Origin of the sequence: Micromonospora sp., assembly GCF_048594385.1 — a bacterium.
GTDB classification, from domain to species: domain Bacteria; phylum Actinomycetota; class Actinomycetes; order Mycobacteriales; family Micromonosporaceae; genus Micromonospora; species Micromonospora wenchangensis.
Genome location: NZ_JBMDWU010000557.1, coordinates 1 through 14119, shown reverse-complemented (window position 1 = coordinate 14119; position 14119 = coordinate 1). Strand labels below are relative to the sequence as shown.

The window sequence follows — 14119 nt, the reverse complement described above, 5'->3', positions numbered from 1 at the left end:
GACCGGGGTGCCCAGCCGCGCCTGGTTCCTGGTCCCGGCTCTGGCATTCGGCGCGGCGCAGTGGTCCGCCCCAGACCGGGGGGTAGATCCGCTGGCCGCTGGCCGCTGGCCGCGTGCTCGCCGGAGGTTTCCCGCGCGTGGGTACGTGACCCCCCGGGCCTCCTCGGAGCGACCGCCCGCTGTGCCCTGACCCGGTCGCTCGCCCCCCGGAGTTGGGCCGTTCTGCTCGCCGGGGCGGTGGCCCCGTGCGGGGGCGACGCCTGTCCTACCGTACGGAGGGCCGAGCGCGCGTCGTCTCGTCGTGCCGGTCGCATGCCCTGTTCCCGCGCCGGTGGTCCGCTGCGTCGACGACGGGCCGTGTGCTTTCCCGCTCTGATTGTTCGCAATCTCCCGGAGCGTCAACGCCGGCGCGGTGAATTGTTTCCGCCGGGAAACGGTCTTGTTTCCGTCGTCGCCCCCATTGTCGGTGGCCGCTGATCCACTTTCGAGCATTTTCTCCGCGTGGTAATTGCACGCTGCGAGCCCGGTGCCGTGCGCCACTGGCCGACGATTGGCGAAACAATACGAGTCCGGTTCTGATCAGCATGCGTGTCGGTGCTCCGGAGCGCGTGGCCGATGGGGCGGCGGCCGCCCCGCCGGCGTGACGGTGCGGGTGCCGCCCCCGCCGCCGCCCGGTGTCGCACCAGCCGGAAAGCGCACTACGGTCCCCCTTGGGGTCGGCACCACCGCCCGGTGCGGAGGGTTCGCCCGGTGGCGGCCGGTCCGTGGCCGCCCGTCGTCGCGCGCTGCTGCGGCGGCGCTGGGGCCGGCCGGGTCCAGCGTGGGGCGGGTGACCGAAAAGGGAACGGAATGCGGGGCCGATAAACATCGATTAAACGGGGAGTTGATGATTCTAGGGGAAATCTAGGGGTTGAAGCCCATCGATCACTGATCGACTCTGGACGGGTCGTTGGCGGAGCTGATCGAAGTACCTCTCTCGATCATCTGCAATTCCCACGCGCTCCGCGTCACTGCGCCCACCGCGTCGAACCCGGGGGAAATACGTGGCTGTCCTGCACGGATACGAGTCGGCTGATTCCACGGCGGACATCGCGATCACCGGCATCGCGTGCCGTTTTCCCGAAGCACCGGACCCTGCCCGATTCTGGGAATTGCTCGTGGCGGGCCGCAGCACCGTGCGGGACGTCCGGGACCGCTGGCCCGCCGCCACCGGGGCCGCCCGCTGGGGTGCCTTCCTGACCGAGGTCGACACCTTCGACGCGCCCTTCTTCGACATCGGCGCCCGCGAGGCCGCACTGCTCGACCCGAGGCAACGCCTCCTGCTCGAACTCGGCTGGGAGGCACTGGAAGACGGCCGGGTGCCCGCCGACACCGTGGCCGGCACCCCGTTGGGCGTGTTCGTCGGCACCACCTGGGACGACTACGCCCAGGTGGCACACCGCCACCGCACCGCGCTGCGCTCCGGCCACGCGATGACCGGCCTGCACCGCAGCATGATCGCCAGCCGGCTGTCGTACTTCCTGCGTGCCAACGGGCCGAGCGTCACCGTCGACACCGGCCAGTCGTCCTCGCTGGTGGCCGTCCACCTGGCCTGCGCCAGCCTGCGCAGCGGCGAGTCGACGACCGCGCTCGCCGCCGGGGTGAGCCTGGCCCTGCTGCTGGAGAGCAGCCACATCTCCGACGACTGGGGCGGCTTGTCACCCGACGGTCGCTGCCACACCTTCGACGCCCGCGCCAACGGCTACGTCCGGGGCGAGGGCGGGGGAGCGGTCCTGCTCAAACCGCTCGACCGGGCGCTCGCCGACGGCGACCGGATCTACTGCGTGATCCGGGGCAGCGCGGTCTCCGCCGGTGCGGGCGGCACCCCCACCACCCCGGACCCGGCCGCCCAGGAGGCGACGCTGCGGGCCGCCCACCGCCGCGCGGGCACCACCGCCGCCGACGTCCAGTACGTCGAACTGCACGGCACGGGCACCCGGGTCGGCGACCCGATCGAGGCCGCCGCGCTGGGCCGGGCGCTCGGTGACCCGGCCGCGCCGCTGGCGGTCGGCTCGGTCAAGACCAACATCGGCCACCTGGAGGGTGCCGCCGGCATCGCCGGACTGATCAAGACCGCGCTGGCCGTACGGCACCGCCAGCTCCCCCCGAGCCTGCACTTCACCACCCCGAACCCCGACATCGACCTGCCCCGGCTCGGCCTGACGGTGGTCACCGACCCGACGCCCTGGCCGCGCCCGGACCGGCCCCTGGTGGCGGGGGTCAGCTCGTTCGGCATGGGCGGGACGAACTGCCACGTGGTCCTCGGCGAGGGCCCCACCGACGCGCCGCCGGCCGCCCCGGTGACGCCGGACGTGCCGGTCGTGGCCTGGCCGGTGTCCGCGAAGTCCGACCCGGCCCGGGACGCCGCCGTGACGCGCCTGCGGGAGTGTGACGCCGACCCGGCGGCGGTGGCCTGGTCCCTGGCCACCACCCGGGCGGAACTGACCCACCGGGCCGTCCTGGTCGGCGACCGGGTGGTAACCGGCCAGGCGGGCGACACCGCCCTGGGATTCGTGTTCGCCGGTCAGGGTGCCCAACGGGTCGGCATGGGACTGCGCCTGCACGCGGCCCACCCGGTCTTCGCCGCCGCGTTCGACGAGGTGTGCGCGCTGGCCCGGGTGGACCTGCGCACGGCGATCAGCACCGGCGACGGGCTCGACGCCACCGGCACCACCCAACCCGCCCTGTTCGCCGTCGAGGTGGCGCTGTTCCGGCTGCTGGAGTCGTGGGGCGTCCACCCCGACGTGCTCGTCGGCCACTCGATCGGCGAGATCGCCGCCGCGCACGTCGCCGGCGTGCTCGACCTGCCGGACGCGGTGCGGCTGGTGTCCGCACGCGGCGAACTGATGCAGGCGCTGCCCGCCGGTGGGGCCATGGCGAACGTCCGCGCCGCCGACTCCGTCGTACGCCCGTTCCTGCGCGACGGCGTGGTCGTCGCGGCCGTCAACGGCCCCGACGCGACGGTGCTCGCCGGACCCGCCGGGCCGCTGCGGGCGGTCACCGGGGAGATCGCGGCGGCGACCCGGGCCCGGGTACGGCACCTGCGGGTCAGCCACGCCTTCCACTCGCCCCTGATGGACCCGATGTGCGACCGGTTCCGTCGGGTCCTGTCGACGGTGACGTTCCGGCCGGCCACCCTGCCCGTCGTCTCCACCGTGACCGGTGCGCCCGCCGACCTGACCGACCCCGAACACTGGGTACGCCAGGTGCGCGAACCGGTGCTCTTCCACGCTGCCGTCACCGGAGCCGGCACCGCGTACCACGTCGGCACCTGGCTGGAACTCGGACCGGACGGCTCGCTGTCCACCCTGATCGACGGCGGCGTCCCCACCCTGCGCGTCGACCACGACGAGGCCACCAGCATCGTCACCGCCGCCGCGACGGCGTGGACCCGTGGTCACCGGGTGGACTGGCGCAGCCTGCTCGGCGGCGCGGGCCGCGTCGTCGACCTGCCCACCGACCCGTTCCAACGCAGCCGGCACTGGGTCGGTGCCCGGCCGGAACCCACCCGGACCGGCCGGCCGGCCGCCGACCGCGACCTCACCGCCGAGATCGACGTCCTCGTCCGCCGGGTGCTCGGCGGACGCGCGCCCGCCGTCATCGCGCCCACCACCACGTTCCACGACCTGGGCTTCACCTCGCTGCTGGCGGTCGAGCTGCGCGACGAACTCGCCGCCGCCACCGGGCTGGTCCTCCCCAGTGGCTTGCTGTTCGACCATCCCACCCCCGCCGCGCTCGCCGAACGGCTCACCGTGCTGCTGGCCGACGGCGACCCGACCCCCGACGACGAAGCCGACGACGACACCGCGACCGTCGTGGACGAACCCGTCGCCATCGTCGGGATGGCCTGCCGCTTCCCGGGCGGGGTGGCGTCACCGGAGGACCTGTGGACGCTGCTCGTCGGCGGCACCGACGTCATCGGGGAGTTCCCCGACGACCGGGGCTGGGACCTGACGGCGCTGCGCGACTCCGGCCGGCTCGGCACCGGCTCGGGTGGGTTCCTCGCCGACGCCGCCGGCTTCGACGCCGCGTTCTTCGGCATCTCACCCCGTGAGGCGCTGGGCATGGATCCACAGCAACGGCTGCTGCTGGAGGTCTCCTGGGAGGCGCTGGAACGCGCGGGAATCGCCCCCACCTCCCTGCGGAACAGCCGGGTCGGCGTCTTCGCCGGCGCGACCGGGGGCGACTACGGCCCCCGGATGCACGAGGCCCACCCCGACGCCGAGGGCTACCTGCTCACCGGCGTCAGCCCCAGCGTCGCCTCCGGTCGCATCGCGTACACCCTCGGGCTCACCGGGCCTGCACTGCCGGTCGACACGGCCTGCTCGTCGTCGCGCGTCGCCGTCCACCGGGCGGCGTCGGCGCTGCGCAACGGCGAGTGTTCGCTGGCGTTGGCCGGGGGCGTCACCGTGATGTCCACCCCGGGCATGTTCGTCGAGTTCAGCCGGCAGGGCGGGCTGTCGCCGGACGGCCGGTGCAAGGCGTTCTCGGCCGACGCGGACGGCACGGGATGGGCCGAGGGCGCGGGGATGCTGGTGCTGGAACGTCTCTCCGACGCCCGCCGCCACGGGCATCGGGTGTTGGCGGTGGTGCGGGGTAGTGCGGTGAATTCGGATGGTGCGTCGAATGGTTTGACTGCGCCGAGTGGTCCGTCGCAGGAGCGGGTGATTCGTCGGGCGTTGGCGGTGGCGGGTGTGTCGGTGTCTGACGTGCAGGTGGTGGAGGGTCATGGGACGGGTACGCGGTTGGGTGATCCGATCGAGGCGGAAGCGTTGTTGGCGACGTATGGGCGGGGTCGTTCGGTGCCGTTGTGGTTGGGGTCGGTGAAGTCGAATCTCGGTCATACGCAGCATGCGGCGGGTGTTGCCGGGGTGATGAAGGTGGTGTTGGCGATGCGGCACGCGATGGTGCCGGGGTCGTTGCATGTGGGTGAGCCGTCGGGGTTGGTGGATTGGTCGTCGGGTGCGGTGGAGGTGCTGCGGGGGTCGCGCGAATGGACGGTGGCTGAGGGGGGCCGCCGTCGGGCGGGGGTGTCGTCGTTCGGGATCAGCGGCACCAACGCGCACGTGATCGTGGAGGAGCCGCCGCCGGTGGAGTCGGACGCTCCGGAGCCGGATGCGGTGGTGGTGGGTTCGCAGGTGCCGGTGACGCCGTGGCCGGTGTCGGCGCGGACCGCGTCCGGGGTGCGGGAGCTGGTCGGGCAGCTCGGCGGGTTGGCTGTGGATTCGGGTCATGGGGCGGTCGGTGGTTCGTTGGTGCCGGCCGCCGTCGACGGGGTGTCGGCGGTGGATGTGGGGTGGTCGTTGGCGTCGACGCGGTCGGTGTTCGACGAGCGGGCCGTGCTGCTCGACGGTGCGGTGATCGCGGACGCGGCGTCGCTTGCTCCCGGGGTCCGGGCGTTGGCGTCGGGCGGTCTGGGTCTGGTGTTCGGGGGTCAGGGTGGTCAGCGGGTGGGGATGGGTGCGGGGTTGTGTGGGGCGTTTCCGGTGTTCGCGTCGGTGTTCGACGAGGTGTGTGACCTGTTGGGCGGGGATGTGCGCGACGCGATCTCCTCCGGTGTTGGTCTGGGTGGCACGGGGGTGGCGCAGCGGGCGTTGTTCGCGGTGGAGGTGGCGCTGTTCCGTCTGGTGGAGTCGTGGGGTGTGCGTCCGGCGGTTCTGGTGGGTCATTCGATCGGGGAGATCGCGGCGGCGCATGTGTCGGGGGTGTTGTCTCTGTCGGATGCGGTGGTGTTGGTGTCGGCGCGTGCTCGTTTGATGGCGGCGTTGCCGGTGGGTGGGGCGATGGTGTCGCTGCGGGCTTCCGTGCAGGAGGTGGAGCCGTTTCTGTCCGGTGGTGTGGTTGTCGCGGCGGTGAATGGTCCGTCGGCGGTGGTGATCGCCGGCCCGGAGCGGGAGACGCTACGGGCGGCGGAAGCGGTGGCGGCCACGTTGGGTGTGCGGCAGCGGCGGTTGTCGGTGAGTCATGCGTTTCATTCGCCGTTGATGGAGCCGATGCTGGACGAGTTCCGCACGGTCGTCGAGGGTCTGTCCTTCCACCCGGCGCGGATTCCGGTGGTGTCGACCGTCACCGGGCAGGTCGGGGATCTGGCGGACCCGGATTACTGGGTGCGGCAGGTGCGTGAGCCGGTGCGGTTCCATGACGCGATCGAGGCGGCCGGCCCTCGGTCGTGGTGGGAACTCAGCCCGGATGGTGGTTTGTCGTCCCTGCTGACTGACGGTATCCCGATGTTGCGGCCTGGTGTGGATGAGGTCAGGTCGGCGGTGTCGGGGTTGGCGCAGGTGTGGGTGCGGGGGCACGAGGTCGACTGGCGGGGGTACTACGGCGGCGGAAAGGTCGTCGACCTGCCGACGTACCCGTTCCAACGGCAGCGGTACTGGCTGGAAGCCGTACGCCGTGGCGATGAGCCGTACCTGATCCAGGAAACCTGGCACAGCGTCGACCTGCCGGCGGCCCCGACCCTCGACGGTGACTGGCGCATCGTCACCGACGGCACCGTCGACCCGCGCCCGTTCGTCGACCTGCTCACCGGGCACGGTGCCCGGGTCGAGGTCGCCGACGGCCCCGGCAGCACCCCGGTCACCGGCGTCCTCGCCCTCACCGCCGACCCGGTCCCGCTGCTCACCGCCGGCACCGGCCCGGTGTGGCAGGTCACCGGGGACGCCGCGGCCATCGGCCGGGGCCGGGCCCTGGGCTGGGCGTGGCCGGACACCTGGCGGGGCACCCTCGACCTGCCCGCCGACCCGGACCCGCACACCGGTGCCCTGCTGGTGGCCGCCCTCGCCGCCACCGGCCCGGTCACCGAGCACCTCGAACTGCGCCCCGGCGGGGCCCGCGCCCGCCGACTCACCCCGGTGCCCGTCGGCGGTCCCGAGTGGACGCCGCACGGCACGGTGCTGGTCACCGGCGACGGCCCGGGTGTCGACCTGCTCACCGACCTGCTCACCGCCGAGGGGGCGACGGTCCGCCGGGTGCACCCGGACGAGTTGCCCGCCGCGCTGGCCGGACCCGAGGTGACCGCCCTGGTGCACGCCGACCCGGGCGTCGACGCCGACGCCCTCGACCTCACCGGCGGGCCGGACACCGTCGTGCTGCTCACCCCGCTCGCCGGCGTCCTCGGCGCGCCCGACCTGCCGGCGGCGGGACAGCGGCACGCGGTCGCCGTCCACACCGCCCGTACGCTGGCCGCGCAGGGCCGTACCGCGAGCGTGGTGGCCTGGGCCGGCCCGGCCGACCGTCCGGTGGCGGGGGTGGACGCCGCACCGGCCGACGCCGCCGTCGCCGCGCTGCGGCGCGCGGTCGGCGGTCGGCTGCCGGCCGTGGTGGTCGCCGCCCTCACCCCGGCCCCCCTCGGCGTCGCCGACCTCCCGCCGGGCGTACGCGGCGTGCTCGGCGGGTACGTCGGCCCGCCACCCGAGCCCACCGCCGGGCAGGCCGACCCGGCCGACCTGCTGCCCCTGGTACGCCGGGAGATCGCCGTCGCCCTGGGGCACCCGGACACCGACCGGGTCACCGCCGACCGGCCGCTGGGGGAGCTGGGCATCGACTCGATGACGGCGGTCACCATCCGCAACCGCCTCGCCGCCGTCACCGGGACGGACCTGCACACCACCGTCGTGTTCGACCATCCCACCGCCCGTTCCCTGGCCGGGCACCTCGCCGCCGGAACCCGCCCCGCCGACGGCGACGCCCCCGGCACCACCGTCGCGGCCCCCGACGAGCCGTTGGCGATCATCGGGATGGCCTGCCGGATGCCCGGCGGGGTGCGCACCCCCGAACAGCTCTGGCGGCTCGTGCTCGACGGCGTCGACGCCATCTCGTCGTTCCCCACCGACCGGGGCTGGGACCTCGCCAACCTCGTCCACCCGGACCCCGACCATCCCGGCACCAGCTACACCGACCAGGGCGGGTTCCTGACCGGGGTGGCCGAGTTCGACCCGGCGTTCTTCGGCATCTCCCGCCGGGAGGCGCTGGGCATGGACCCGCAGCAGCGGCTGCTGCTGGAAACGGCGTGGGAGGCCGTCGAACACGCCCGGATCACCCCCGAGTCGCTGCGCGGGACCCGGGTCGGGGTGTTCGCCGGCGGCAACGGCAACGACTACGCCACCACGATGACCCGCGCCCCGGACGGCGTCGACGGCTACCTGATGACGGGCAACGCGGCGAGTGTCGTCGCCGGCCGGATCGCCTACCTGTTCGGGCTGGTCGGCCCGGCGCTGACCGTCGACACCGCCTGCTCGTCGTCGCTGGTGGCGCTGCACCTGGCCGGGCACGCGCTGCGCGCCGGGGAGTGCACGATGGCGCTGGTCGGCGGGGTCACCGTGATGTCGACCCCGGGCACGTTCGTCGAGTTCAGCAGGCAGCGGGGCCTGGCCCCGGACGGGCGGTGCAAGGCGTTCGGCGCGGACGCCGACGGCACCGGCTGGGCGGAGGGCGCGGGCATGCTGCTCGTCGAGCGGCTCTCCGACGCGCACCGCCACGGCCACCGGATCCTCGCCGTGGTCCGGGGGTCCGCGGTCAACTCCGACGGGGCGTCCAACGGCCTCACCGCGCCGAACGGCCGCTCCCAGCAGGCCGTGATCACCGAGGCGCTGCGGACGGCCGGTGTCGCCGCCACCGACGTCGACCTGGTGGAGGCGCACGGCACCGGCACCCGGCTCGGCGACCCGATCGAGGCAGAGGCGCTGCTGGCCACCTACGGTCAGGGGCGACCGGCCGACCGGCCCCTGTGGCTGGGTTCGCTGAAGTCGAACATCGGTCACACCCAGGCCGCCGCCGGGGTGGCCGGGATCATCAAACTCGTCCACGCCCTGCGGGACGGCGTACTGCCCCGCACGCTGCACGCCGACGAACCCACCCCGTTCGTCGACTGGCGGCGCGGCGCGGTGGAACTGCTCCGCGAGCAGCGCCCCTGGCCGGCCGGTCCGGGGCCGCGCCGGGCGGCGATCTCCTCCTTCGGGGCCAGCGGCACCAACGCCCACGTGATCGTCGAGGCCGCCCCGCCGACCGCCGACCCGGCACCCCCGACCCCGCCGCCGGTCACCCCGTGGGTGGTGACCGGGCGGGACGAACGCGGCCTGCGCGCCGTCGCCGCCGACCTGCTCACCGGCGCCGACCGGGTCGACCCGGTCGACCTCGGGTTCTCCCTGGCGGCCACCCGCCAGCCGCTGCACCGGCGCGCGGTGGTCACCGACACCGCCGGCCTGCGGGCGCTGGCCGACGGGGACCTTCCGCTGGTCACGCCCGGCCCCGGCGACCTGGGGTTCCTGTTCACCGGGCAGGGCGCGCAGCGGGTCGGCATGGGCCGGGGACTACGGGCCGCCTTCCCCGTCTTCGCCGCCGCGTTCGCCGAGGTCTGCGCCGCCTGCGACGGGCACCTGGGCCGGTCGTTGGCCGACGTCGTCGACACCGGCGAGGGCCTCGACGACACCACCGTCACCCAGCCCGCGATCTTCGCCGTCGAGGTCGCCCTGTTCCGGCTGCTGGAATCCTGGTCGCTGCGACCGGACGTGCTCGCCGGGCACTCCATCGGGGAGATCGCCGCCGCGCACGTCGCGGGCGTGCTGTCGCTGGCCGACGCGGCCACCCTGGTCACCGCGCGGGGCCGGCTGATGGGCGCGCTGCCGTCCGGCGGCGTGATGGCCGCCGTCCGGGCCGCCGAGGCCGACGTGGTGCCGCTGCTCACCGCCGAGGTGGGCATCGCCGCCGTCAACGGCCCCCGTTCCCTGGTGCTCTCCGGCACCGCGTCCGCCGTGGCCGCGGTGACCGACGCCCTCGGTGTGCCGGGCCGGCGGCTGACGGTCAGCCACGCGTTCCACTCGCCGCTGATGGCACCGATGCTCGACGACTTCCGTGCCGTGGTGGACGGGCTCGCCTTCCACCCGCCCCGGATTCCGGTGGTGTCCACGGTGACCGGTCGCCCCGCCGACCTGACCGACCCCGACCACTGGGTGGCCCACGTGTCCCGACCGGTGCGGTTCGCCGACGCGGTCGCCGCGCTGCGCGACACCGGCGTCGACACCCTGCTGGAGGTCGGCCCGGACGCCGCCCTCACCCCGCTGACCGTCGACCTGCTGACCGGGGACGCCACGGTCACCGCGACGATGCGCCGGGACCGGGACGAGGCGGCCACCCTGGTCGCCGCCGTCGGCGAGGTGTTCGCCCGGGGGCACCGGGTGGACTGGGCGGCCTGCTACCGGGGCAGCGGCGCCCGCGTGGTCGACCTGCCCACCTACCCGTTCGCCCGGGAACGGTTCTGGCTCACCGCCCGCCCCACCGGCGGCGTCGACGCCGCCGGCCTCACCGGCACCGACCACGGCCTGGTCGGGGCGCTCGTCGAACACGTCGACGACGACGGGCTGACCCTCGCCGGCCGGATCTCCACCACCACCCATCCGTGGCTCGCCGACCACGCCGTGCTCGACACGGTGCTGCTGCCCGGCACGGCGTTCGTCGACCTGGCGGTCACCGCCGCCCGTCGCGTCGACTGTGCCGGCGTCGACGACGTCACCCTGGCCGCGCCGCTGGTGCTGCCGGCGGGCAGGGCCGTCGACCTGCGGGTCACCGTCGCCCCACCCACCGACGACGGCCGTCGGGCGGTCACCGACCGGTCCCGGCCGGCCGGCGGCACCGGGTGGACCACCCACGCCACCGGCACGCTCACCCCCGACGGCGGCCCGGTGGAGGCGCTGCGCCAGTGGCCGCCGCGCGACGCCACCGAGATCGACGTCTCGGCCGCGTACCCGGCGCTCGCCGCCGCCGGCTACCGGTACGGCCCCACCTTCCAGGGGCTGCGCCGGGCCTGGCGACGGGGCACCGAGGTGTACGCCGAGATCACCCTCCCCGAACCGGCCCGCCCCGACGCCGCCGGGTACGCCCTGCACCCCGCCCTGCTGGACGCGACCCTGCACGCGGTCATGCTCGACTCCCTCACCGCCGCCGAACCGAGCCTGCCGTTCGCGTGGAGCGGGGTGCGGGTGGTCCGTCCCGGTGGCACCGCGCTGCGCGCCCGGTTCGTCCCGGTCGGCGAGTCCGCGGTGGCGGTGACCCTCGCCGACGGTACGGGCGAACCGGTGGCCGTCGCCGAACGGCTGGACTGGCGACCGGTGTCCGCCGGAGCGCTGCGCCCCACCCACCACGAGTCGCTGTACCGGCTCGACTGGACCGAGGTCGCCGTCGGCGCGGCCGGGGACGACCCGCCGTCCTGGCAGCGCCCCGACGGCCCGGTCCGGCTGGTGACCCTGACCGCCCCGGACGGCACCGACACCGTCGCCCGCACGCACGCGGCCACCACCGGAGCACTGCGTCTGGTCCAGGAATGGCTGGCCGCCGACGACGACCGTACCCTCGTCGTGCTGACCACGAACGCCGTGCCGACCGCCGGCGGTGAACCCCACGACCTGCCGCTGGCCGCCGCCCTCGGCCTGCTGCGCACCGCCGCCACCGAGAACCCGGGCCGGGTCGTGCTGGTCGACCTCGACGGCTCCGCCGCCGCCCGCCGGTTGCTGCCCGCCGTGGTCGCCGCCGCCGAACCCCAGGCCGTGGTACGCGGCGAGCGGGTGCTGGTGCCCCGCCTGGTCCGGTTGGAGACCGTCGAGGGGCCGGGCACCACGCTCGACCCGTCCGGCACCGTGCTGCTCACCGGCGGTACCGGCGGCATCGGCGCGGCCCTGGCCCGGCACCTGGTCCGCCGGCACGGCGTGACCCGGCTGCTGCTGACCAGCCGCCGGGGACCCGACACCGACGGCGTCGGGAAACTCGTCGCCGAACTGGCCGAACTCGGCGCCGAGGCCACCGTCGTCGGCTGCGACACCGCCGACCGGGACGCCGTCGCCGCGCTGCTCGCCGGCATCCCCGACGAGCACCCGCTGACCGCCGTGGTGCACCTGGCCGGAGTCTCCGACGACGGGGTGCTCGGCTCGCTCACCCCCGACCGGGTCGACGCCGTGCTACGGCCCAAGGTCGACGCGGTGTGGCACCTGCACGAGCTGACCGCCGGGCGGAACCTGTCGGCGTTCGTGCTGTTCTCCTCGGCCGCGTCGGTCTTCGGCGCGCCCGGCCAGGGCAACTACGCCGCCGCGAACGCCTTCCTCGACGCGATGGTCCACCACCGTCGCGCCCGGGGGCTGACCGCGACCACCCTGTCCTGGGGGCTGTGGGAGGGCGTCGGCGGCATCACCGGGCACCTCACCGAGGCCGACTTCCGCCGGATGGCCCGCTCCGGCGTGGCCGCCATCCCCGTCACCGACGGCCTCGACCTGCTGGACGTCGCCCTGGCCCAGCCCCGGGCCTGGGTGTTTCCGCTGCGCCTCGACCCGACGGCGTTGCGGGGGCAGGGCGACGCGCTGCCCGCCGTGCTGCGCGGCCTCGTCCCCGCCACCCGGTCCACCGGCGCACCCGTCACCCCGACCGTCGACCTGGCCGCCCTCCCGCCGCAGGACCGGGACCCGGTCCTGCTGGACCTGGTACGCGGCCAGGTGGCGGCCGTCGTCGGGCTCACCGCCGGTGACGTCGACCCGGGACGGCAGTTCCGGGACCTCGGCTACGACTCGCTGACCGCAGTGGACCTGCGCAACCGGCTCGGCACGGCGACCGGGCTGCGGCTGCCCGCCACCATCGTCTTCGACCACCCCACCCCGGCCGAACTGGCCGCCTACCTGGCGGAACGGTTCGCCGACGGGGCCGGGGACACCGGCCCGGCGGTGCTCGGCGGGCTGGACCGGTTGCACGCCGAGGTACTCGCCGCGGATCTCGCCGCGGCGGCACGGGCGGCGGCGCGGGCCCGGCTCAAGGACATCCTCGCCCTGCTCGACGAGCCCGCCGCAGCGGGGGAGAACGTCGACGCGGAACTCGCCGACGCCTCGGCGGAGGAGGTCTACGCCTTCGTCGACCGCGAACTCGGCATCTCCCTGGACTGATCCGACGGGCACACCGACCGACCCCACCTGACGACCAAGGGCGGAAGAGACCGACATGGCCGACGAGAAGCTGCTCGGATACTTCAAGAAGGTCAGCGCCGACCTGTACAGGGCCCGGCAGCGGCTGACCGAGCTGACCGAACGGGACCGGGAACCCATCGCCATCGTCGGGATGGCCTGCCGCTACCCGGGTGGCGTCGGCTCCCCGGAGGACCTGTGGGACCTGGTCGCCGAGGGCCGGGACGCCATCTCCGACTTCCCCACCGACCGGGGCTGGCCGGCGGACCTCTACGATCCCGACCCGGAACGGGCCGGCCACAGCTACGCCCACGAGGGTGGCTTCCTGCACGACGCCGCCGACTTCGACCCCGCCTTCTTCGGGATGAGCCCCAGGGAGGCGCTCGGCGTCGACCCGCAGCAGCGGCTGCTGCTGGAGATCACCTGGGAGGCGTTCGAACGGGCCGGCATCCTTCCCGCCTCGGTGCGGCGTACCCCGGTCGGGGTGTTCACCGGCATCATGTACGGCGACTACGGCCTGCGGGTCCGCGACGTCCCCGAGGAGTTCGAGGGCTACCTGCTGACCGGCAGCGCCGGCAGTGTCGCCTCCGGCCGGATCGCCTACACCTTCGGCCTGACCGGTCCCGCCGTCACCGTCGACACCGCCTGCTCGTCGTCCCTGGTCGCCCTGCACCTCGCCGCCCGGTCGCTGCGCGCCGGGGAGTGCACGCTGGCCCTCGCCGGTGGCGTCACCGTGATGGCGAGTCCCGGCACGTTCGTCGAGTTCAGCCGGCAGCGGGGGCTGGCCCCGGACGGCCGGGCCAAGTCGTACTCGGCCGCCGCCGACGGGGTCGGCTGGGCCGAGGGCGCCGGCATGCTGCTGCTGGAGAAGCTCTCCGACGCCCGCCGTCACGGCCACCCGGTGCTCGCCGTCGTCTCGGGTTCCGCGATCAACCAGGACGGTCCGTCGAACGGGCTCACCGCACCCAACGGCCCCGCCCAACGCGCCGTCATCCGGCAGGCCCTCGAATCCGCCGGTCTGACCCCGACGGACGTGCAGGTGGTGGAGGGTCACGGCACCGGCACCCGGTTGGGTGATCCGATCGAGGCGCAGGCGTTGTTGGCGACGTACGGGCAGGGTCGTTCGGTGCCGTTGTGGTTGGGGT

The 14119-nt window shown here is 74.6% G+C and carries 2 protein-coding genes; both read left to right on the top strand.

The features are described from left to right. The first annotated feature begins 1043 nt into the window (after positions 1–1043). Complete coding sequence (locus tag ACOJTC_RS29625; RefSeq protein ID WP_420119347.1) at positions 1044–12956, top strand: type I polyketide synthase; 11913 nt, start codon at positions 1044–1046, stop codon at positions 12954–12956. Positions 12957–13011: 55 nt separating this feature from the next. After that, positions 13012–14119: beta-ketoacyl synthase N-terminal-like domain-containing protein (locus ACOJTC_RS29620; protein WP_420119346.1), on the top strand; the 1108-nt coding region annotated here is incomplete at its 3' end.